Below are 22,612 nucleotides of genomic sequence, written 5' to 3'. Positions count from 1 at the left end.
GGTTAATGGGGAACAATAGAAGGAAATGTCAGGAGGGATAACGCGATGGGCATGTCGGGCAGATATGTGGTAGTAACCGATGAATTATTGAATGCCATTCGATCAGGAGAGATTAGCGTGCTTGATTGTCAGGTCGATCTGGATATTGATAAAATGTGGCAGATACTGCAGTTCACGTTGAACGGTAATCTGGTGGATGGAGAACCTCCGCTTGGATACGTTGTGCCGCTCGCCAGTCAGCAATATCTGGGGAACTATTCGGATATGGATTTGTTCTTGATTGATAACAAGCGGGTTCTTGAGGCTTATATGGCATTGGAGCAGCTTACTCCTGAGGATGTTCAGATGCGTTTCAGCTTGGATAAAATGCTTGCTGAAGGAGTATATCCCGTAATGGAAGGCTGGGATGAAGAGGACCTTTTTCAGGAGATCATGCAAACGATTGACCAAATCCAAGCTTTGTTTCAAGTCACCGTAGAGAACGGCAACGGGATTATCTTCTATGTGTTTTAGATGCCTATTTTTATAACGAGAAATTCCAATCTGTCGCCATCATGGTTTGGGACAATGTTTGATTCATTGGCTATCCGGTTATTGATACACACAAGGCAGCGCCTTGATGATTTCGCCGAAGAGAGGGAGAGCCACTATGACACAAAATCAGAATGAAGAGAACAAAGCGATCCAAGACGATGAACCGGATCAATTTGAGACACCTGTGACGCCGGCAGATGAAGTGAAGGATGAAGAAGCTGCGGAAGATCAGGAGCAGGAATAGTCTGAAAATATTACACGAAACAGCATGTTTCCACGCGCATGTTATGACATACGAAGGATAGAAGAACCAGAAGGCCGGCCGTGTTCCGGCCTATTTGGCCTATTTTTATACGTATCCGTTTACATTGTTTCCGCATGCCCTCATAATATGGGTTGAACCATATTTTTCTAAGGGGGAGATCCCAATTAAAAGCCAAAAGTTGTACCAATGGTTGGCAGTACCGCTTGTCCTGTTAATGGTTTTTCTTACAGGGTGCCAGGCCGTAGGTGGCGTTGATGTTAGCCAAGCCATAGTCAATAACACAAAAGTAAAATCCGGTGAATCTAAACAATCCATGCACATTAACATAGAGCCGGACAAACAACTTGCAACCGATGAAGCTCTCGAAATGATCAAACGAATCAATTCGATCTCACTGAATATCGACCATGCCAAAATGAAAGACACCGACACGGCATCGGTCAAAGGATCACTGAGCATGGATGGAACAAAACTGCCTTTCCATCTGTCCATGGACAAGTCGGGCATGACCATCGATATCGATGGTGCGCAGAAACCGGTTTACATATCTCTGGATACACTTGGGGGAGCAGAGACAATGCTTCTTCCTATAGATACAAAAGAGCTGGAGAAACAGATGCAGGAGCTTTCTCCAAAGGTATTAACTTTTGTCATGAAACATCTGTCTAATCCGAAAAATATATCGGTAACTCCTGTTCAGGAAGCCGTAAATGGTGAAACGTTGTCTCTTAACAAACTGCATATGGAGATTAACGGTGAAGAGTTGCTTGCCATGGTTAAGCCATTCCTGACGAGTATTGCCAAAGATGAGCAAGGTCTCAAGCAGTTGATTGGAGACCTGTATGATGTGCTGTACCCTGTATTTGAAAGTTATATGGGCTTGGAAGGTATGGAAGGTATGGAAGACGATGAAGTGACTTCCATCGTACCCAAATCGAAGGAAGAAGCAGTCACATCCATCTATGACATGATTAAAGAAGGTTTGGACAGTATTCTGGTGAACTATGATGAGGAACTGAACAACCTGCTGAAAGATACACCGGAGCTGAAAACGGTATTTGGCCCGGAAACCAAATTGAATCTGGACTTCTTCGTGGATAGCAAGCTGGACATTCGCAAACAAAGTATATCGTTGAAAGTGGCTGTTCCTGCTTCGGAAGACCTGCCGGTTCGTGCTGTAACGATCAGTGCAGACAGTGAACTGTGGAATATCGGCGGTGCTGTCACGGTGGATGAAGTAGATGTTTCCCGTGGTGTAATGGAACTTGCAGAAGGGGAAGTTACACCTGGTCAGGTGCTTCGTAATTTTGATCCGAATTCATTCGTATATCAATTACTGAAAAATGAGATGAAGATAACAGCCAAAAGCATCTTCCTCTACCCAGAGGACGAAGAAACAGGTGCAATCACCGTCAAAAATACAACGTTTGTGCCGCTTCGGTATTTGTCTGAACAATTGGATGCAGAAGTGAAATGGAATAAAGGTTCGAAGCAGATCGTTGTCATTGATGATATTACAGGGGACGAGATCGTGCTGACGTTAGGTTCTTCGAAAGCAACAGTTGCAGGCCAAGAAGTCACGATGGTGGAGTCTGCCTTTGTTGGCAAAAACGGCAAAACCTATGTACCGCTACGCTTTATGGCTGAATCACTTGGTGCTACAGTGGATAAAGAGCAAGAAACAGGCTGGATTTTTATTGATCGCCCATAATATAATGTATCTAGCTGAAAATGATGCGTGAATTGGAAGGGGATTTCAGAGAATGCCAGACTTCGCGTAATGATGTAGAAAAGAACAAGGCGCAAAAATTCCGTTAGCCCAACACGGGATACGTCTGTTCTTTTTGACCCATTACGAGGAGCTTCGGCGTTTGATCTGAAAGGATGAAACGATACGGGAGTACCTCTATTGGAGGTGCTCCTTTTTGTCGTGTCATCGCAAAATAATCCCTAAGAGGTGTTCTATATGAATCATGGATTTTCGATTGTTGCGAGTGCAGTGATGTTACGCCCTTTTACTTTGCAAGACCAAGCCACTCTTACAGCCTTGACACATCAGCCTGAGATTACCGACCTGTTACCCGATTGGAAGATGACAGAAGAACAATTAACTGATTTTTTGCAATTTGTTGTGGGTAGTTATGAGCGGTTTGATCCGCAAGATGTGCGAATGTTGCTTGCGGTCATTCATCAGGAAAGTCAGCAATTGATCGGTTGGTGTGGTGTGTTTCCAAACGATATGCTTGATCCGTCTGATTATGAAGTGGCATATGCTATCTCACGCGATCACCGCAACAAAGGTTATATCACAGAAGCGGTTGGGGCGTTAATAGCATATCTATTCGAACATACATCGTTAAATCGGATTGTGGGCATTGTGAAGACGTACAACCCGGCTTCTCGTAAAGTGTTGGAGCATACAGGCTTCCAGTATGTGAATCGGAGACGCCTGTCTGATGGGGAGGTCTATGATTATTTTGAACTTCACAGCACGAGTTCCGATGGGGAAGCTGCTGGGCAGATTAAATCCAAACCATTATCGATAAACCTGCGCCGAGCAGAGCGCGAAGATGCCGCCATGCTGACGGAAATCTGTACACGTGCTTTTGATCATGCCATACACGTCTGGGCGAACGGAGAGCAGAAATTGGATAGCAATCTTTGTCCTCCGGGGTATAACGCTGTTCGCCTCCATGAGTATGTGATTCGTGAGTGGGACTATTATGTAGTGGAAGCAGATGGTTGTGCCATTGGTGGCGTGAGCGTAAATGTGCTTGGACATGGAATCGCAAGGTTGGATAAAATCTATATCGACCCTGTCTGCCAAGGACGCGGAGTAGGCTCACAAGTGATCAGACAGATTGAGGCTGTGTTCCCGCATATCCAGCACTGGAGGCTGGAGACTTCTGGTCGGCAGACAAGTAATCATCATTTTTACGAAAAACTCGGTTATGTTCGTACATATGCCTCCGATGCAGAGTACGGTTATGAGAAGAAGATAGATACGGGGAGCGGGCAGTATGATCCAGTGAAAGAACGTGAACATGTTCAAGCCGATTTGGATTTGATGTGGTACAGCTCCAGCACAATGAAGAGCAGCCGCATCACCGATTGTAATCTGAGCGGAAGCAAATTAACGAACTTGAATATGACGGAAATGCTGCTGGCGGATTTGCGTTTAACCCATACCAAGTTTGAATTCTGTGCACTGGACGGGGTTCAGTTTCAGGATACACATCTTGGTGCAGACCGTGTACCAATGCAGTGGAAGCATTGTGACCTGAGTGGAAGTCATTTTGCCGATTGTGATCTGTCTGGTGTTGAGCTTGAGGCATGCCAGGTAAAAGGAATGAAGATCAATGGAGTTTCCATTGAGCATTTATTGGAGGCATATGAGAGGCTTAACAATAATTGAAAGGATTCCAGATCAATCCGGCGGTGAGCAGTCGCCAAGTACGGAGTAAATACAGATCATCGAATGAAGCTAAAGCTAAAAGCTAAATGTAAACATGCCCTTCCGAACCATCAACGCTTGGAAGGGCATGTTTTGTTGTTTTGAGATTATCGGTAAGCCGCGTACTGAGCTTCAATTACGATGGGCAGTAACATCGTTTATCTTATTACATCGTCTGACTTCTATTACGTGTGTTGCAGTAGCTGTGGATTTTTGCTAAATCCGGTGCTGCCAGCGGTATAACCCATCCCTTGATAAAATGCATGGGCTGCTTCACGATCCGCACGATTACCGCTGTTTAGCGATATAGAGTCCACTTGCTGTGCCGCTGCCCATTGTTCAGCAGCAAGTAGAAGTTGACGGCCGATGCCGGAGCCACGGTAATGCTCATGAACAACCAGTGCCATGATACGGCAATGTCTTCCGTTCTTTTCATATGAATAAGACGTCTGCATACCAATTAGTCCCACTACACGTCCGCAAATTTCGGCTACCAATGTTGTGAAATTGGCATCAGCGGTGATGTGAGTGTATCTTTCCTGCATCTCGGCGTAAGTTGTTGGATATCCAAGTTGATCCATGAGAATAACCATGTCCTGCAGATCCTGATCGGTGCTATGCCGAATGTGTACATCCGTGCTCATACGCTGGATACCTCCCCAGAACGTTCTTGGAGAGACAGATCAATTATTGTGTCGAGTAACTCGGCAAAAGAAATCCCTGCAGCGGCTGCACTTTTGGGCAGCAGACTGTTACGGGTAAGTCCCGGTAAGGTATTTACCTCCAGCACATAAGGCACACCTTCCCGAATGAGCATATCCACCCTGGCGTAGACACTGCATTTGAGCACGTTATAACAGGTTAACGCCGCGGCTTCTACGAGCTGTTGTAAATCAGAAGGTAGTTGCACGACCTGCTCATCCGCACCGTTATCGTCGTATTTGGCAGCATAATCGAAAAAGGCTGCATTGGAACGGATGGAGATCACGGGCAGCATTTTGCCATCGACAATGGCACAGGTAATCTCTTCTCCTTCAATGTATTGCTCGATCATCACACTGTCGTCCCAGGCAAGAGCAGCTTCTACCGCCGCAGGCAAGGCGTCCGGCTCATATACGATCTGTGTGCCAATGCTGGAGCCGCCGGAATTGGGCTTGACGACTACCGGGTACATTAAGTGTTGGAAAGCCACCGAGGACAAATCTTGCATTCGTTTCACTTGAAGCCAATCGCCTGTAAGTACTCCTGCTTGCCGCATGAGCTGTTTGGACATGTCCTTGTCCATGCATACACTGCTTGCAAGTACACCGCAGCCCGTATAGGGGATACCTAGCGATTCAAGTGTGCCTTGCACCGTACCATCTTCTCCGTATTTTCCGTGCAGGGCAAGCAAGGCCACATCAATTCCATCTGACTTGTCGATCAAATCCCGCTTGGAATTCAGCTCGATGGGTACGACCTCATATTTGCTTCTGTCCAGATTCGCAATCATCTCCTGTCCGGTGAGCAGGGATATATCTCGCTCTGAAGATGTACCGCCCATAATAACGCCGACTTTCATGTGAAAATCCTCCCTTATCTCTATAAGCTGAAACAAAGGTTTTACACAACCCACTCCGATAACAGAATAACCTTCCAATCGCTGTTATCCCCAGATTTTTGGGGTTCCCTTTCTCAAGGGGAAATCTGGTGATAAAGGCGACCGCTTCGCTTTTTTAGGTTTTTTCTGTCCTCTCCGTTAATGTGTAAAAAATTAGTTCATCTTATATTGTGCTTATATTAAATCAATTCAACATGCTCGTAACGGTCTCCCCGATGATACGAATGCCTTTGCGGATGTCCTCATCGCTGACTCTGGAGAATCCAAGCCGCATGGTGTGAAGCCCTTGACCCGGCTCCAGATAAAAGGTATCTCCAGGGGTAAAGGTCACTCCCTTTACCTTGCACACGGCAAGCAGTTCTCTTGTTCGCACCTCCGGTGGGAATTGCACGAACAGATGCAGGCCGCCTGCTCCGGATATTTGACACATCGGCAAATGCCGTTTCAGGCAATGTACAACGAGTTCATATTTTCGCTTGTACTCTGTACGAGCTCGTTTCAGATACTTTTCAAAATTACCGTTGCTCAGATATTGATATAACAGAGATTGATCCAGAGTAGACGTATGAATACTGCGAGCTCGTTTCATGCTTTCCAAATAATCGATCAACGCAGCATCCGCAATAATCCAGCCTACACGAAGCCCAGGGAACAATATCTTGGAGAAGCTGCCCAGATACACGAGGCCATTCCCGTTACCCATACTTGCGATGAGGGGTGAGACATGGGAGCCGGAATAACGAAGCTCTTCATTGAATCCATCCTCGATGATCGGAACTTGATACGCATTCATCAAACGTATGATTTCAATTCGTTTGGCGGGGGAAGTCACGATTCCGGTTGGGTTGTGATAAGAGGGCACAAGATAGGCCAGATCATACGCACTGCCAGCCAGCTCTTGCTCCAGCTGCTTCAGGTCGAGTCCATCCGGTTCCATATGGATACCGGTTAGCTGGAACTGGTGCAGCTTCAGGTTTTTGATTGCTGTGTGATGTGTGGGATTCTCACAGAGCGCTTTACCGCTCTTTTTGCGCAATGCCCCAAGCACCAGATCGAAACCCTCCGTAAATCCGTTCGTAATCAGAATATCCTTGCCGGTAAGGTCTACCCCTTTGTTCTCCATATAGCGCAGTAAATATTTCATGAGCGGTTTGTATCCTTGCGCGTAACCGTAATTAAGCAAAACTTCCCCTTCAAGCGACATCCGATCCAGAAAAGCCCGCTTCACATTGTGCAGATCAAACAGCTTTTCATCCGGCGCAATGCTGGTAAACGAAATTTCGCCGCGCTCTGCTCCCGAGCCGTGTTTCATCAGATCGTATTGCTCTGCCTGAATCGCATAGTCGCTGACCTCTGCTGTCCAGTCCATTTGCCAGTGCGTTGTGGCCTTCGGCGTTTCAATGAGCGTACTGACGTAATTGCCCTTACCTTTGACTGCATAGATCAAGCCTTCCTCTTCAAGTTCGGCATAGGCGAGCAGAATAGTGCTGCGGCTTACCTTCATGAGTGTGCCAAGCTCACGGGTTGAAGGTAACTTCTGATTAGGCTGTAAACCGCCTTTTAACATTAATCGCTTCAAATAATCTTTGACTTGTATATATACAGGGCGGTCCTCCGTCAATTGCAGATCGGAATACATCCCATCACTCCCTCTACTGGTATCTTGCCATATTATAAACCCAGCAGAAAGAACCACGATAGCTCTGTTTCACTGCTAAGGTGGCCTGGGCTGTACGAACAACGGGAAAAAGCCCTGGCTCATATGCCGGGCTGGAGGTGAAGCCTATTCGATTCTAAGAGTGTAATGCTATGCTGTCTAACTACTATGACATGTTCTGACTAGTCTCTAAATGGTTATCTATCTCTTCTTCTACGCGTATCTACATACTCTGATGAGGTTAGGCTATTTAAATCATTCTCATTCTAGATGATGAACTGGATGCTGTAATAAAAAAATCTTTAAAGGCTAATAATTGCCATTCATTGCTTGCTGCAATTGGTTTTCGTATAGATGGTGAATCTACAATCTACTACAAAGCTACGGTTCTTGCTAACTGTACTCTTCTCGTGTGCACGTCACCGAATTCAGTATGAAAAAGATAAAGCATGGTAAGCCCAATAAGACGGGCGTGGATACAAAGACATATGTCTTAGTGCCCAAATTCTTCCTCATACCCCTATAGTACCACTTTGAATCAGGGAAGTTAACCTTTTTTTTGAAATATTTGTCGCAAAAGCGAAAATTGCGTGAATTGTACTTCTTTTAACTCAAAATGGTGTCGGATTATGATATGTGTTAGGATGTACTTCTATAGAATATTAAGGAAGTGAAAATGATGATTCAAATTACGGTTCCTACTCCGGATGTGACCATTACAAAGCAGGTAAATCCACAGTTGAGCCACATTTACGGATTTACTGATTTTCACCTGATTACGCGGGAGCAAGGTGGAATTTTCATGTTTTATAATAGCGATGGTGAGTTGTTATTTGTCGGGAAAGCGCGAAAATTAAGACCGCGAATCAAAAAACATTTTGAAGATACGGTATCCCCGATGAAAGATCACCGCGAGGAAGTCGCGACGATTGAAGTGTGTCTGGTAGAAGACCCGGTAGATCGTGAAATTTACGAAACCTACATCATCAACACGATGCGAGCGAAGTATAATGCTGATAAGGTGTTTTATAAGTAGGTAGAGGATTTACAGAGATATAAAGTTGACAATGTATACACACTGTCGGGGAATACCAGGACATATGTCCTAGATGATTATGTAGATGGGCAGGGTGTGATTTATGCATCGCATCCGGCTCCGTTTATCAAGCAAAATTAGTTCCACATAGTCTGTGAAGAGGTTGAAGAAATCAAATTGTTAAGGAAGTAGCACTAGGCATGGGCTTTACAGATTTACTAAATACATAAGAAGAGGTGATTGTGTTGATCGGTCGTAGCGGTAACCCTACACTTAAAGACAGCACGTTTGAGAACAGAGGATATGGAGAGGATCGATACCAGAATTACATGACGATTAACGGCACGGTGAACAAAGCATTCATCACATTGATCATCCTGCTGGGTAGTGCATTTGCAACCTGGATGATGTTCTTTAACGGACAAGAAGTGATGCCGCTTGCATATGGCGGCTTGATTGTTGGTTTCATTTTGGCGCTGATTATCTCGTTTAGACCTGTGGTATCTCCTTATCTTGTTCCGATCTATGCGGTAGCGGAGGGCATGTTCCTGGGAGCACTTTCCGCACGTTATGAGTCCTTGTATAACGGAATTACTCTGCAAGCAGCCTTGCTGACTATGGCGGTGTTCGTAGCTCTGTTAACGGCGTATAAAACGAGATTGATCAAAGCAACAGAGAACTTTAAGCTGGGTGTGGTGGCAGCAACGGGTGGCATCATGATTATGTACTTGCTTAGCTTTGTGCTCGGCCTGTTCGGTATTACGGTTCCATATCTACATGAAAATAATCTGATTGGTATTGGCATCTCTGTTGTGATTGTCATTGTTGCTGCTCTTAATCTGGTATTGGATTTTGATTTTATTGAAGGCGGCGCGGATCAGGGAGCACCCAAGTATATGGAATGGTACGGAGCTTTTGGATTGATGGTTACGCTGGTATGGCTGTACATCGAGATTCTTCGCCTGCTTAGCAAATTGCGGAGCCGGAACTAAAGCAAGCTAGGCATAAAACAAAAAAATATACCTTTAGTACTCGTTGTTTGTACTCTTGAATTCATAAAAAGCCCCGGCGCATGTAGATGCTCGGGGCTTTGATCGTTTTCAACATATGGATATGTCCTACATCTATACCGTTTAAAACGGATGTTACTAAAATTCCTAAAATATAAAGCGACATTACAGAGTTTCTATGCAACTCTCGCAATAATTTGGTTATTCTCCAGAACGGCTTTAGATTCAGTATTAGCAGGGTAGTAACCTTTTTTTAAAAATAAAAAAACGAGAATGGGTCTTTAAACCCATCCTCGCTATCAAAGACTAATCAAGCCATGATAGAGATGCTCCAGCGTGATCGTTTGCGGCTCACTTGGCAGTTCACCGCCAGCAGAGCAGGCAGCCAGCATATGCTGAGAATCAAGTGGCTGGCTGTAGAAGTGATGATGTGTGAGTTGGTTGTTTAGAGCATCCGGATGTTTAACATCATCATCAACATTTGTGTTTTTCGGACTGTTCGAATCGTGCAGCTTCAAATGGATAATGTGTTCATCTTGTCTGCAACGCCAAATTAGCTCGCCCTCAAGGCTTTGTTCCTGCTTGCTTGGAAGAATAGCAAAGGCGCTCAGCGGCATGGACAAGCCCGTGCCTATAGCTTTAATGTAACTCTCCTTTAGCGTCCACAGACGATAGAAGGTATTTAACTGTTGATCGTCAGACTGCGTTGCCAGATACGTATTCTCTTGTGGCGAGAAGAAACGCTCTGCGATCTGCAGGTCGATCGGTGCTATTTTCTCCACATCTACACCGAGTTCATCCTCACCTCCAGCGATTAGCGCAACCCAATCGCCGGAGTGCGAGACATTAAATGGTACGCCAGCAACGTTGTTGAGGGCAGGTTTGCCGTACTTGTTACGGGTAAACGAAATCTCTCCAGGCTTTAAGCCAGTCAACTTGCTTAATTTCACACGGGTCAGCACTTCACCGATAACAGAGCGGTACGCGTCCGCCAGATGTACAAAACGAGAAGCCTGTGCCCGGCGCTCCTCGGATACGGATGACAGAAACATATCCCAGTATACTTCGGGTATCACAGAGGGTACTTGCAGTACTTGTATAGTTATCATCATTTATCACCTGACGTTGTATTCGGCATGGCTGGCTGTCTTTCCTTTATTTTCATCCCGTTCCTCGAGCTTCTTCGTCGCCTCAGGTTTGTTGTGTTCTTTTCCATTCTTGATGTGCAACTTGTATCCGATCCCACAGTTCTCTTCGTTCCTGTTCGGTATAGTACACCAACGGTTCATAGAACTGCTTAGCCAGAACGTCTTTCCATTCGTTATAGGTTTGAATCTCCATTTTACTTATGCCTTCAATTCCATGCGTGCGAAGCATACATCCCCTGAGCTCATAGCTATGGCCTGCATCCCTCTGACGGAGCAAAAATGCATTATGCCAAGGCGAATCCACGGATTGACTGTAAAATGCATGCTTGGGAATAAACTCTTCCAGAGTTGTGAGTTCTTCAGGATCATAATCCACTCCCTTGCTTGGTCCGTTAGGCTCGTATTCAAGCCTCCATCCACCGGGGACAACGGAAGAGGGCATTAATGTATAAGTAAACGGCGCGGGTCCATAGGCTCCGTAACGAAGAGGAAGCGGTTCAAAAGGCATGCCGCCCAGACCCACATCCACAATCCAACGTTCCGCAGTCGGGTCTGCATCTGGCAAAGAGACAGATAGACCGAGATGGAATGAGTTCACGCGTGGCTGCTCTCCATGGGGCTGAACGCCCGCGCGGTGCCAATGCACCTTGTATCCCAGCGACTGTAGTAAAACACTGAAGGCCCCATTCAGATGGAAACAGTAACCGCTGCGTCCACGAAGGATGAGTTCGACAGATTCCCGAAGATCGATGCCTTCGGGTCGGCCCGCAAAAATATCGACCGTTTGCCAAGATAAATGGTGGATATGTGCCTGCTGAACTTCGGAAAGGAATTCCAAAGTGGGTTTCTTGATTTTATTAATGCCTATCCGCTTCAGATAGGCGTGTATTTCAGATGGAGTCAATGTAATCTTCATCTCAATCACCTCTTAGTCATATCATGGGCTGCATGCGAAATGTCTTGATAGCTGCTACCCTGAATACATTGTAAAAGCGAACATCTGAAATGCACACTCATGTTTAGTCCAATTGTACCGGTACAGTTTCTGTGGTGATAAAATATGTAGAGGAGATATGGTTTATAGTACATACATATTTCGACAAATGAGAGTTTGGTTTCTTTTTCCGGGGTATGTTAACCGTTTGGAGTGGAAATAGGTTAGAATATAGATAGATAGCAGGATTAGGAGATGGAAAACATGGCTAATGATGAAGTGATTTTGACACAGGAAGGCTTGGAAAAGCTGGAGGAAGAACTGAAGGAACTGAAAACGGTGAAGCGCAAGGAACTGGCAGAACGACTGAAGCTTGCGATCAGTTACGGGGACCTGAAGGAGAACAGTGAGTATCATTCAGCCAAAGATGATCAGGCATTTATGGAGACACGCATTCTGATTCTCGAGAAAATGCTGACTAAAGCGAGAGTAATCAGCTCTGACAATATTGACTCTAACAAGGTGAGCATTGGTTCCACAGTGTTGCTGAACGACCTTGAGTTTGCCGAAAAGATTGAATATCAACTGGTGGGTCCAGCAGAAGCGGACGTATCCAACAACAAAATTTCCTACGAAAGTCCGCTTGGCAAAGAGCTGATGGGCAAAGAAGTCGGCAGTGTGATCCATGTCAATGCTCCGATGGGTGTAATCAAATACGAATTGCTTGAAATTAAAGTATAGACAGCTTCGAATCAGAGTGAAGCACATATGTAGAGTGGTGAATTACACTCTGTATGCAGCACAGTAGAATTTTTCTTTAAAGAGATGCTTCAGAAGCCTTGCCATTGGCTGTCTGGATCATCTCTTTTTTATGCTTTATTAATGAGTATATGGTTAAGTCATATCCAATTGACCCATACTGGAATTAGCCCTCAATATGGTGATTTTCGACAAATTTTGATTTTTGAATGACCTGACAAGCGGAGTAGTATATAATTACGGGAAAACTTTAAAGTGATGGAGTAGATACAATGAATTTGAGTAAGTCTGATCTGGACCCAAACAACGCTGGCAAAGGGGAACGTTTCTCGCGTGCTGGTTTTATTTTGGCGGCTATTGGTAGTTCCGTGGGTCTCGGTAACATGTGGAAATTCCCGTATATTACGGGCGAAAATGGGGGAGCAGCTTTCTTCCTGCTCTTTATTGTCTGTCTATTGCTCATTGGTCTACCTGTACTGCTTGCGGAGCTGGCTATTGGACGCAGTGGACGGGGTAGCGCAGCGACGGCATTCATTAAAGCAGGCGGGCACAAAGGCTGGCTGGCGGCTGGTCTGTTGCAAGTATTAACACCGTTTATCATTCTGTCCTTCTACGTCATCATCGCGGGCTGGACATTGCAATATGCCGTAACTTCGTTTAGTGGCACATTGTTTAACAATCCGGATTATGGCGCACAATTCGACAGTTTTGTCGGTGGTTATATGCCGATTGTATGGCAGTTGGTTTCTGTCCTGATCACAGGCTGGATTGTAGCGAAGGGTGTATCAAACGGAATTGAGAAGTTTAACAAAATTCTGATTCCTGCCATGTTGGTTCTGTTAATTGTACTGATGATTCGTGCAGTTACACTGCCGGGATCAGGTGCCGGGGTTTCCTTTTTCCTGAATCCGGACTTCTCTCAGCTCACAACAGAGTCGGCGCTAGTTGCGCTGGGACATGCCTTCTTCTCGCTGTCGCTGGGTATGGGTATTCTCGTAACATATGGTTCGTATGTGGATAAAAGCCAATCTCTCGGTGCAGCAACGGTTGCTGTCGGTGCGGGAGACTTGCTCTATGCTTTTATTGCGGGTCTGATCATTTTCCCGACGACCTTCTCGTTTAACATTGCACCCGACCAAGGACCGTCCCTGATTTTCATCGCGCTGCCTGCAGCATTCTCGGCTATGCCACTAGGCTTCCTGTTTGCTGGATTATTCTTTGTTTTGCTGGCAATCGCAGCGTTGACATCAGCGGTTTCGCTGCTGGAGGTTCCCGTAAAATATTTCATGGAGCGTTTCGCATGGAGCCGTAATCGCGCCGTATGGAGCATTGCTCTCGCTGTATTTATCGTAGGTTTGCCTTCCGTGCTGTCGATTGGACTGTTCCCGGAGTGGAAGATCGGCTCCAAGAGTGTGTTCGACTGGATGGACTTCATGGCGTCCAACATTCTCTTGCCTGTAGGTGGATTGTTAGTTACGATTTTTGCGGGATACTTTTGGAAAACGGCTGCTGAAGCAGCTGGTCTGAGCTCCGGCTGGTTCCGCATCTGGATCTTCATGCTTCGTTATGTCGCACCTGTTCTGGTTCTGCTCGTTCTGTTGCATACGTCTGGCATTATTCACTTCTAGGCCGTCTGCGCAGATTTACCAAGCATAAAACCTCTTGGAAGAAATGCAAAAGCCCTTGTGTTCCCTTGTTAATTTTGGGACAATACAGAGTAGAGGTTTTTTGGGTAAGACGACCGATGAACCATATGCTTTTTGCGAAAAGAGGTTTATACCATGATTAAATCATCCATTTATGGATTAACATTAGAGCAATTACGTACTTGGCTGCCTGAGCATGGGCAGAAGAAATCCCGTGCTTCCCGCATTTGGGAGTGGTTATATCAGGAGCGAGTCCATGATTTCGGCGGCATGTCCGATGTTCGTCAGGAATGTTTGGATGTGCTCACGGAGCACTTTACGATGAATTCACTGAGTGAGCATGTGAAGCAGGAGTCGGCAGACGGTACCGTGAAATTCCTGCTCCGACTGCAGGACGGCAACTTGATCGAGACTGTGCTAATGCGGCAAAAGTACGGTTTGACCGTCTGTGTAACCACACAAGTTGGATGTAATATCGGCTGCAGTTTCTGTGCCAGCGGACTGATCAAGAAAAGCCGTGATCTCTCCGCTGGAGAGATTGTAGAACAGATCATGCATGTACAGCGCCATCTGGATGCAGCGGGTCAGGGCGAGCGTGTCACCAACGTTGTGGTGATGGGGATTGGCGAACCGTTTGATAACTTCGAACATATGAGCAACTTTATCGAAGTAGTTAAGGATCGCAAAGGACTGGCTCTCGCAGCGAAGCGAATCACGGTGTCCACAAGCGGTTTGCCGGATAAAATCAAGGAATTTGCTGACAGCAGTCTACAGGTAAACCTTGCGATTTCGCTCCATGCGCCGAACAATGAACTCCGCACACACATTATGAAGATCAACCGGGCGTTCCCGATTGAACAATTGATGGATGCGGTAGATTATTATCTGGAGAAAACAAACAAACGTATCATGTTCGAATACATTTTGCTTCGGGATGTGAACGATCAGCGCGAACATGCGGCTGAACTCGCAGAACTGTTGTCCAGTCGCAAGAGCATGGTCAGCGTGAATCTGATTCCATACAATCCGGTGGATGAGCACAGCCAGTATCAGCGTAGTACGGAGGAGTCCATCTTGGGTTTCTATGACACGTTGAAAAAGAACAACATCAACTCTACCGTACGGATGGAGCATGGGTCGGATATCGATGCCGCCTGCGGGCAATTACGCAGTAAACAGATGAAAAATAGCGCGGAAGCCAAAGCAGACGAGCAACCACTTGCAAAACCAGATGCAAGCCGTCTGGCGATGGGATAAGGTACGCAACCCATAACGTAGCGTAGCGCAGCTCATAAAATGCGCATGGGGGACAGGGTCACGGTTGGGCTAATGTTTTCTTGCTAAGTTGTAAAGTGTGCCCGAGTCGAATGAAAACAATAAACGCCTTTATCTAATCACGGAAAAAGTGAGGATAGAGGCGTTATTTGTGTTACAGACTAACTTTAAGTTGGAGCCAATTCGGCCTAAGTAAGCTATGTTAGGCTTTTCGTCATCAGCAGATGGGGGATACCATCCTCCATGAATACCTCTGACGCAGGAGCATAACCAAGACGTTCATAGAAGCCGGAGGCTTGAACCTGGGCGTGAAGCTTGGCTTTCTGCAGTCCATCCTCTATTGCCATTTCCTCCAGTTTGTTGATTAATACACGACCAAGGCCGTGCTTGCGGTAATCCAGCATGACACAGATGCGCTCCAGTTTGGCAACTTGCTCCACGATGCGCAGTCTGGAAGAGGCGGCAGGTACACCATCCACATAGAGCAAGATATGGCGTGCTTCCGTGCCTAGCATATCAAATGAATCAAACTCATCAGATGCAGGTACGCCTTGTTCTTCTACAAAAATGGCCATACGAATGGCAAAGCACGCATCGAGCAGTTCTTGGGTGTTCGCTTCAACAATAGTTATATTCATGAAATTGTTCTCCTCTGCATGTTTGGAATTGAATATCGAAATGGAATGGAAAGTGATACACTAAACTAGTGTAGTTATATCATTAATTATGTTGCGAATGCAACAATTTTATAAGGATGTGAACTCTGTGAATGAACCTGAAGAACAAAACGAGCTGAGCGGAGTGCATAAGATACATGAACCACACGGAGCATGTGAGACGGATGAACAAAACGAAGCAAGAGAGGTGCTGCGTGAGATTGGCATGATCGCTCGCTGTCTGGATTCCATCAGCAATGTGGAATTCCAGCATCTGAACCTGTCTCGTGGACAATATTTGTATTTGTACCGTATCTGTGAGAACCCCGGCATCATTCCGAATCAACTGGCTGAACTGATCAAGGTGGATCGTACAACAGCAGCCAGAGCAATTAGCAAGCTGGAATCAGACGGTTTTATTGTCAAACAGCCAGCATTGGGTAATAAGAAGAATAAGGTGCTCTATCCAACAGAGGCAGGACTGGAAGCATGGGAGTTTATTCGCAAAGAAGGTGTACATTCGGATCAGGTCACACTGAACGGTCTGTCAGAGGAAGAGATCCAAACCGCAATACAACTGCTGAGGAAAATGAGACACAATATTGAGGTGGATTGGAGATTTGTTAAAAAGGGAGGCCGCCGCCCATACATGGATAACCATGAATAAGCGCACACTTTGGATAAGGCCATCTTCATTCACCAGAAGTATCAGAAATGGCTCGGTTGCCCCGTCATATATTCCCGTCAGGAGGAATGGTGTGAAGTTTATTTTTCGGAACCAGCGGTCATGGTACATACTACTTCTGATTGTTGCATCTGTAGCGATCGTGTTTCTATGGAGGGAGCGGTTTATCATTGAAAAGGTATCGCCTACAGCCGCCTTTGTTGAAGAACATATGACCAATGCGAATGGCACACTTGCAACATATTTGCAGGATGCCCCGTCCGAGAGAGCGGATATCGTTGCAGGGCGAGAGACATTGTCGGAATCCGTGGGGCTGTGGATGCAATATGCTTTGGCGAGTGACAACGAGATGTTGTTCGAGCAGGCTTACAAGCAGCTACAGACGTATTATGTAATTAGGCCGGGCATTTATATCGCTTGGAAGCTCGATCCACAGGGGAAAGCCCATGTGGGCACCAACGCGCTGGGTGACGATCTGCGAATTATGGGAGCGCTTCTGCAAGCAGCAGATCGGTGGGGACAGGGTAGGGCAGATAAGCTGGCGACAGCATCGGCACTCTCTCGAACATTAACTCAGCGAACAGAAAAGCAGGGGTACATGGTTGATTTTTATGATTTCAAAAGTGGACATTCCACAGATACGTTGAGTCTGGTTTATGTGGATTTACTCGCATTGCAAGCGATGAGGGATCACCAGATGCTGGACAAAGAAGCTTATGCCAGGTACGAAGATGTGTTGCATAAAATGCCAGACGATGGATTATTCTATCCGAAGAGCATCGATGTAAACACCAAAGCTTATACCTATGATGATAAGATCAACCTTATTGATCAGCTCATCGTGGCGAATCACGTCATGGAGACGGAGCGTAGACCGGACAAGCTGATTACTTTTCTGAAAAAAGAGTTCGACACCCGCGGCAAGCTCGCCGGTCAGTATGACCGTAAGACACGCACTCCCGCTGTAGAATACGAATCCGCATCCGTCTACGGGCTGGCCATCTTGCTTGCGGTTCGCTCAGAAGATTCAGCTTGGGCGAAGCAATTGTATAAACACATGATTACCTTCAGGGGTCAGGACACACGTTATCCGGGTGGTTATGTGTTTGAAGAAAACACGCATCTGTTTGATAATTTGTTCCCGTTGTTGGGTGAAACATACTTGTATAATTTTCTTAAAAAGTAAATTTTTATTTATATAATATGAGATTATATGTTACTATATCATTGTCTTTAATTGTCACTTTTTGTTGAATTTTCAATAAAAAAAGAGGTGTTGGCACCGAGTCATTCTGAAATTCGATGCAGAGAAGGAGGACTATGAGAAATAACGCACCTACCCAGCGTCTGGCCTGGGGTTACGCCATCTTGATTAGTCTCGCCATCGTACAGCAGTTCTTTGTGTATCTCCACTTGTACATGAATCAAAGCTATACCAAGCTTGATGTTGTATTTAGCATAGTATCACTAGGGGCGATAGCCGCGGGGCTTTTGCTTCCCGTTGGTGTATCCGTCGTGTTGATATTTGTTTACTTGGTTACCTATTTTGTGTGGCTCGTGACTTTCGCAGAACCGAATGCGCTCATGTTTTCCTGGTGGCTACTGATCCCGGCGAATACGGCGATTGCAGCACTGATTAAGAGAAGACTTGTGAGAAGTGCTCGGGTGATTGAGCGTCTGGAACAGATGAAGGATCGTAATCCGGAGATTGATCTGGATACGACACTGGGCAATAAGGAAGCATTTGAAGATACATTAATCAAACAGAGCAACCTTGCCCGACGTTATTCTGATTGCTATGGGTTCAGCATCGTGATGTTTAAGATTGAATTTCTTCCGCTTGTGCTGGAGTCACTCGGTTCAGTGAGGTATTCACAATTTTTGCTTGAGATTTCACAGACCATTCAGAAACAGATTCGATATGAGGATCACAAATTTTTTGTAGACCGTGGTCGTTTTGTCATTTTGTGCCCAATGGTCAATGTGGATTATCTGCCAATGCTAACACAACGAATTAAAAAAAATATTATGGATCTGGACGTGCACGACAAAAAGGGAAACGATCTACAGACCGTTATCAAATCCGGTGCGCTCGTGTTTCAAAAGGAACAATTCAGCAAATACGACAATCTTGATGCTGTTCTTGCTGCACTGGAACGAAACACGGAGACGGATTTAATTGGGGAATATATCTGACAGGAAGGAGCGAGGCTGATGGATTATATGTCCTGGTTTATCCCGATCTGTATTGCTGTCAGTTGTATTTTTGTGGTGTTCACCATCGGATTAACGATTGCAACGCTCCGATTTCGCTCTAGAGTTATTCGAAGGTATGATCGGAGGAAAATGGATGGCTGATTTCATTCTGATCTTGTCGATATTCAGTATTTGGATTGCTGTATTCGAATCCATCGTCATTATGGTTGGTGCCATTCGTTTCATACACAAGCAAGAGAAGAAGGGCATTCAGATTCCGGAAAATATGGATCATTACCCGACCGTCACGGTTATGGTACCTGCCCATAACGAGGGTCTGGTTATTGTGGCAACGGTAGAGCATATTTTGCGTCTGAACTATCCGGAGGATAAGGTACAGGTGATTGTCATTGCGGATAATTGTACGGATGATACTGCCGATCGGCTTAAATCATTTCTCGGACAGACCAGCTATGTGCACCGTAATGTCACGGTACTTGAACGCAAAGGCACCGGAGGGAAATCCGGTGCGCTGAACGACGGACTCGAGCTGGCAACCGGCGAATGGATCTGCATATTCGATGCAGACGCTGCACCGGAGCGGAATTCATTAATGTTTCTCGCACAAAAATCGTTGGAAAATCCAGAACAGTATGGGGTCGTATTTGGGCGGAACAAAGCCCGTAACCGTGGGCAAAACTTCCTCTCCAAATGCATTAATCTCGAAATTATTACATCACAGCGTGTCTACCACACGGGGTTATGGGAGCTGTTCAAGCTTGGAACGATCCCAGGTACAAATTATATCATCAAGACAAGTTTGATTCGGGAGATCGGCGGCTGGGATGTAACAGCGATTACGGAAGATACAGCTTTGTCGTTTGAGATTATGAACCGAGGCCAGTTGGTTGCTCTTGCACCGCAAGCGGAAGCGTATCAGCAGGAGCCGGAACAACTTGGTGTATACATGAAACAACGTGAGCGCTGGGCCAAGGGGAACTATCAGGTCGTGCTGGACAACATTCATAATCTGTTCAACCGTTCCAGCTGGCGCAACAAGTTGCTTGTTCTCTACTACGCAGTCAGTTACTTCTGGTTTATGCTGGCCATTATTGTGTCGGACATCATCTTTGTGGTCAACCTCGTTTATCGGGTTATTGCAATATTCAAACCGGAAGTCAGTTCTCCATTCCAGTTTGCAGGGGATGCCTACGTCTATCTGGTCATTGGTTGGGCACTGATGTATTTTATCTATGTGCTACAGATCAACCTGGCACTGGCAGCCGATATCGGGCAGAGCAACACCCGTAACTTTATCTACGCTTGTGTATCGTATTTCACGTATGCACAGCTATTCATTCTGATCTCGATCCGCGCCTTTTACAATCTGTTGATGGACAAGATCCGCAAACGGGAGAGCAAGTGGTACAAAACGGAGCGATTTGGTTAGGACGTAGAAGCGAAGTTATACTCAGATTGGTGAAAGTTTTGCACAGAAAACCGTGGATAACACAATATATAGGAGTTTAAAGCCCAAAAACTATCCACATGTGGATAAGTATTTGGGCTTTGTTTGTATTTTTACTCTGCTTTGTTCTGTCTTTTGTATCTTCAATGGTGGTGTTTCTACCCCTTAGTTGCTGCTGCCCGTACATAAACTCGTTCACCGTGCTGATCTACTTCTACTGGGGCTTCAAAGAAATCACTTAATACGTCCTGTGTCATGAGATCACCGGTTAATCCACACCCGAAAACTTCACCCCGACGGAGCAAAAGGCTGTGCTGGAAGACAGGCAAAATTTCCTCGGTATGATGCGTTACATAGATCAGCGAAGGTGAGTCTGAACGTACTGTCAGCTCACTGATGCTGTCCAGTAGACGCTCTCTGGAAAATAGATCAAGCCCATTACAAGGCTCATCCAAAATGAGCAGCTGTGGATTCGCCATCAGAGCACGGGCAATAAGCAGTTTCTGCTTCTCCCCCTGCGAGCAAGTGCGATACTCACGATCCCACAGATGCTGGCAGCCCAGCGTTTGCATCCAGTGCATCGCCTGATCCAAATCTTCGTCTGCCAGTTTGTCATACAGACCGATCGTAGCGTGTTTCCCACTAATCACGACATATTGCGTACGATCAGAAGCGTACAGTTTCTCCTGCAAGGAGGAACTGACCCAGCCAATCAACTTTCGAAGTTCCCTCAGGTCTACACTGCCATATTCATGGCCGAGTACCGATATGCTGCCTTCCGTAGGCCACAGGTAGCCGGTAATCATATTAAGGAGCGTTGTTTTGCCGGAGCCGTTCAGGCCAAGCAGCGCCCAGTGTTCGCCTTTGTTTACACGCCAGCTGACATCGTGCAGCAGGGTGAGGGATTCTCTTTTCCAAGTAACATGCTGTATATCAATGATCATTGAACCATCCCTTCTCTCTGATAAATATTGCGCCTCTGCTTCTCAACTTATTGTATTGAACCTGCTATGCAAGTATCAATGGCTTGTTAAGCTTTAGCGGATGGATCACTGCGCAAGAATATAGCACACACGCCGATCAGGGGCAAAAAGGAACATAGTCGGATGACGAATGAAATACTGGTCACATCGATCAGAGAACCAATGACAACCGAACCGAGTCCCGCCATACCAAATGACAGGCCAAAAAACAATCCAGATACGGTTCCAATGTGACGCGGCAGCAATTCCTGCGCGTAGACGATAATAACACTGAAGCCCGACATCAAGATTAATCCGATGATACCGCATAGCACCATAGATAGGACGGGACCTGCATAAGGAAGCAGTAGTGAGAACGGAGCGGTACCTGCAATGGAAAACCAGATCATCGGTTTGCGCCCGTAACGATCCGCGAGTGGTCCGCCAAGCAAGGTTCCAATCATGCCTGCGAATTGAAGGATAAACAAACAGAGCTGTGCCTTCGAGAGCGGCAGATGATGCACAGCCGTGTAATAAAAGGCGTAGTATCCTGTCATAGCTGCGATATAAACAAATTTCGAGAATAACAGCAGAATGAGAACACTCATGGATATGACAATTCGTTTTCGACTCACGGGCTGAAACGTTGATTCAGCTTCAAGTGGCGCATGATGTTTGGGCTGCGTAAGTCGGGTACGTTCGGCGTTCAGCTTGTGCTTATACCAACGGCTGACGGAAGATTGGATGAGGATGCCGATAAGTGCAAAGGCCATTAGCCACAGAAATTGTAACTGACCATGCGGAAGCAGTACAAAAGCGACCAGCAGAGGGGCAATAGCTTGTCCGGTATTCCCGCCAACCTGAAAGATGGACTGTGCCATGCCGCGGCCTCGACCCGCTGCCAGATGGGCAACACGCGAGGATTCGGGATGAAGAATGGATGAGCCGATACCAATCAATGATGCGGATACGAGCAGCATCCATAGCGATGACGAGAAGGCAAAGCCAAGAATCCCGAACAGGGAAAACACCATGCCGCCAGGCAGCAGAATAGGCATGGGTTTGCGATCGGATATATAGCCGATCAGCGGTTGCAGCACCGAAGCAGTAATGTTTAGTGCGAAGGCAATCCAGCCCATTTGGGCGAAGCTGAGATGCATGGCTTGTTGGAACAGCGGAAAGGCTGATGTAACAACCGTTTGCATGGCATCATTCAGCAGATGGGCAAAACTCACCCCTGCAAGGGCCCAGTTCGCTGCGTGGTTTAGTTGAATTTTGTTTACGGCGGCTTGAGCCATTTAGATCACCTCGGATATTTTTATCCATA

22 protein-coding genes are annotated in these 22,612 nt (G+C 46.1%); 14 read left to right on the top strand and 8 right to left on the bottom strand.

Features of this window, described 5'->3' with window-relative positions; genetic code table 11:
* Window positions 1-45 precede the first annotated feature (45 nt).
* The 4 genes from AC1VYS_RS28010 (at window position 46) to AC1VYS_RS27995 (ending at window position 4,214) form a co-directional block, all read left to right on the top strand.
* A complete protein-coding gene (locus AC1VYS_RS28010; RefSeq protein WP_482912358.1) occupies window positions 46-513 on the top strand; it encodes a DUF1877 family protein in 468 nt (155 codons plus the stop codon).
* A gap of 136 nt (window positions 514-649) precedes the next feature.
* A complete protein-coding gene (locus tag AC1VYS_RS28005; RefSeq protein ID WP_482912357.1) occupies window positions 650-778 on the top strand; it encodes a hypothetical protein in 129 nt (42 codons plus the stop codon).
* A 199-nt stretch (window positions 779-977) separates the two neighbouring features.
* Window positions 978-2,510 (top strand): copper amine oxidase N-terminal domain-containing protein, encoded by a 1,533-nt coding sequence (locus tag AC1VYS_RS28000; protein WP_482912356.1) that lies wholly within the window; start codon window positions 978-980, stop codon window positions 2,508-2,510.
* A 255-nt stretch (window positions 2,511-2,765) separates the two neighbouring features.
* Window positions 2,766-4,214: a GNAT family N-acetyltransferase gene (locus AC1VYS_RS27995; RefSeq protein WP_482912355.1), complete on the top strand. Its 1,449-nt coding sequence runs from the start codon at window positions 2,766-2,768 to the stop codon at window positions 4,212-4,214.
* Between the two features lie 224 nt (window positions 4,215-4,438).
* Here AC1VYS_RS27995 and AC1VYS_RS27990 read toward each other — a convergent pair whose 3' ends face one another.
* The 3 genes from AC1VYS_RS27990 to pdxR all read right to left on the bottom strand — a co-directional run bounded on the left by AC1VYS_RS27990 (window position 4,439) and on the right by pdxR (window position 7,492).
* A complete protein-coding gene (locus AC1VYS_RS27990; RefSeq protein ID WP_482912354.1) occupies window positions 4,439-4,897 on the bottom strand; it encodes a GNAT family N-acetyltransferase in 459 nt (152 codons plus the stop codon).
* Window positions 4,894-5,814, bottom strand: coding sequence for a D-alanine--D-alanine ligase (locus tag AC1VYS_RS27985; RefSeq protein WP_482912353.1), 921 nt, complete (start codon window positions 5,812-5,814; stop codon window positions 4,894-4,896). Before AC1VYS_RS27985 ends, AC1VYS_RS27990 begins: the two co-directional genes overlap by 4 nt.
* Window positions 5,815-6,037: 223 nt before the next feature.
* Window positions 6,038-7,492 (bottom strand): MocR-like pyridoxine biosynthesis transcription factor PdxR, encoded by a 1,455-nt coding sequence (gene pdxR / locus AC1VYS_RS27980; protein ID WP_482912352.1) that lies wholly within the window; start codon window positions 7,490-7,492, stop codon window positions 6,038-6,040.
* 697 nt (window positions 7,493-8,189) lie between these two features.
* Between pdxR and AC1VYS_RS27975 the strand changes: the two genes are divergently transcribed.
* Complete coding sequence (locus AC1VYS_RS27975; protein ID WP_482912351.1) at window positions 8,190-8,546, top strand: nucleotide excision repair endonuclease; 357 nt, start codon at window positions 8,190-8,192, stop codon at window positions 8,544-8,546.
* Between the two features lie 245 nt (window positions 8,547-8,791).
* Window positions 8,792-9,538: a Bax inhibitor-1/YccA family protein gene (locus tag AC1VYS_RS27970; protein ID WP_482915151.1), complete on the top strand. Its 747-nt coding sequence runs from the start codon at window positions 8,792-8,794 to the stop codon at window positions 9,536-9,538.
* Window positions 9,539-9,855: 317 nt separating this feature from the next.
* On the opposite strand, the gene AC1VYS_RS27965 is transcribed toward AC1VYS_RS27970, so the two are convergent.
* Together AC1VYS_RS27965 and AC1VYS_RS27960 are read right to left on the bottom strand one after the other, a co-directional pair.
* Complete coding sequence (locus AC1VYS_RS27965; protein WP_482912350.1) at window positions 9,856-10,665, bottom strand: 4'-phosphopantetheinyl transferase family protein; 810 nt, start codon at window positions 10,663-10,665, stop codon at window positions 9,856-9,858.
* An 82-nt stretch (window positions 10,666-10,747) separates the two neighbouring features.
* Window positions 10,748-11,620, bottom strand: coding sequence for an arylamine N-acetyltransferase family protein (locus AC1VYS_RS27960; protein ID WP_482912349.1), 873 nt, complete (start codon window positions 11,618-11,620; stop codon window positions 10,748-10,750).
* Between the two features lie 282 nt (window positions 11,621-11,902).
* Between AC1VYS_RS27960 and greA the strand changes: the two genes are divergently transcribed.
* The 3 genes from greA (at window position 11,903) to rlmN (ending at window position 15,300) form a co-directional block, all read left to right on the top strand.
* On the top strand, window positions 11,903-12,379 hold the full coding sequence (greA, locus tag AC1VYS_RS27955; RefSeq protein WP_482912348.1) for a transcription elongation factor GreA: 477 nt from the start codon (window positions 11,903-11,905) through the stop codon (window positions 12,377-12,379).
* 290 nt (window positions 12,380-12,669) lie between these two features.
* On the top strand, window positions 12,670-14,025 hold the full coding sequence (locus tag AC1VYS_RS27950; protein ID WP_482912347.1) for a sodium-dependent transporter: 1,356 nt from the start codon (window positions 12,670-12,672) through the stop codon (window positions 14,023-14,025).
* 153 nt (window positions 14,026-14,178) lie between these two features.
* Complete coding sequence (rlmN, locus tag AC1VYS_RS27945; RefSeq protein ID WP_482912346.1) at window positions 14,179-15,300, top strand: dual-specificity RNA methyltransferase RlmN; 1,122 nt, start codon at window positions 14,179-14,181, stop codon at window positions 15,298-15,300.
* A 215-nt stretch (window positions 15,301-15,515) separates the two neighbouring features.
* Here rlmN and AC1VYS_RS27940 read toward each other — a convergent pair whose 3' ends face one another.
* Window positions 15,516-15,956 (bottom strand): GNAT family N-acetyltransferase, encoded by a 441-nt coding sequence (locus AC1VYS_RS27940; protein WP_482912345.1) that lies wholly within the window; start codon window positions 15,954-15,956, stop codon window positions 15,516-15,518.
* Window positions 15,957-16,200: 244 nt separating this feature from the next.
* On the opposite strand from AC1VYS_RS27940, the gene AC1VYS_RS27935 reads away from it, so the two are divergent.
* The 5 genes from AC1VYS_RS27935 to AC1VYS_RS27915 all read left to right on the top strand — a co-directional run bounded on the left by AC1VYS_RS27935 (window position 16,201) and on the right by AC1VYS_RS27915 (window position 20,305).
* On the top strand, window positions 16,201-16,641 hold the full coding sequence (locus AC1VYS_RS27935) for a MarR family winged helix-turn-helix transcriptional regulator (RefSeq protein WP_482915150.1): 441 nt from the start codon (window positions 16,201-16,203) through the stop codon (window positions 16,639-16,641).
* 91 nt (window positions 16,642-16,732) lie between these two features.
* Window positions 16,733-17,845 (top strand): glycosyl hydrolase, encoded by a 1,113-nt coding sequence (locus AC1VYS_RS27930; protein ID WP_482912344.1) that lies wholly within the window; start codon window positions 16,733-16,735, stop codon window positions 17,843-17,845.
* A 134-nt stretch (window positions 17,846-17,979) separates the two neighbouring features.
* On the top strand, window positions 17,980-18,855 hold the full coding sequence (locus AC1VYS_RS27925; protein WP_482912343.1) for a diguanylate cyclase domain-containing protein: 876 nt from the start codon (window positions 17,980-17,982) through the stop codon (window positions 18,853-18,855).
* 18 nt (window positions 18,856-18,873) lie between these two features.
* The gene (locus tag AC1VYS_RS27920) at window positions 18,874-19,017 is read left to right on the top strand and encodes a hypothetical protein (protein WP_482912342.1); all 144 of its coding nucleotides are present in this window, start codon (window positions 18,874-18,876) and stop codon (window positions 19,015-19,017) included.
* The gene (locus tag AC1VYS_RS27915; RefSeq protein ID WP_482912341.1) at window positions 19,010-20,305 is read left to right on the top strand and encodes a glycosyltransferase family 2 protein; all 1,296 of its coding nucleotides are present in this window, start codon (window positions 19,010-19,012) and stop codon (window positions 20,303-20,305) included. The genes AC1VYS_RS27920 and AC1VYS_RS27915 overlap by 8 nt, the downstream gene beginning before the upstream one ends.
* A 176-nt stretch (window positions 20,306-20,481) precedes the next feature.
* On the opposite strand, the gene AC1VYS_RS27910 is transcribed toward AC1VYS_RS27915, so the two are convergent.
* On the bottom strand, window positions 20,482-21,267 hold the full coding sequence (locus AC1VYS_RS27910; RefSeq protein ID WP_482912340.1) for an ABC transporter ATP-binding protein: 786 nt from the start codon (window positions 21,265-21,267) through the stop codon (window positions 20,482-20,484).
* Between the two features lie 86 nt (window positions 21,268-21,353).
* The gene (locus AC1VYS_RS27905) at window positions 21,354-22,583 is read right to left on the bottom strand and encodes an MFS transporter (RefSeq protein ID WP_482912339.1); all 1,230 of its coding nucleotides are present in this window, start codon (window positions 22,581-22,583) and stop codon (window positions 21,354-21,356) included.
* Between the last annotated feature and the right edge of the window lie 29 nt (window positions 22,584-22,612).

It is taken from the genome of Paenibacillus sp. G34 (genome assembly GCF_056856875.1).
This window is presented reverse-complemented; position numbering and strand designations above follow the sequence as displayed.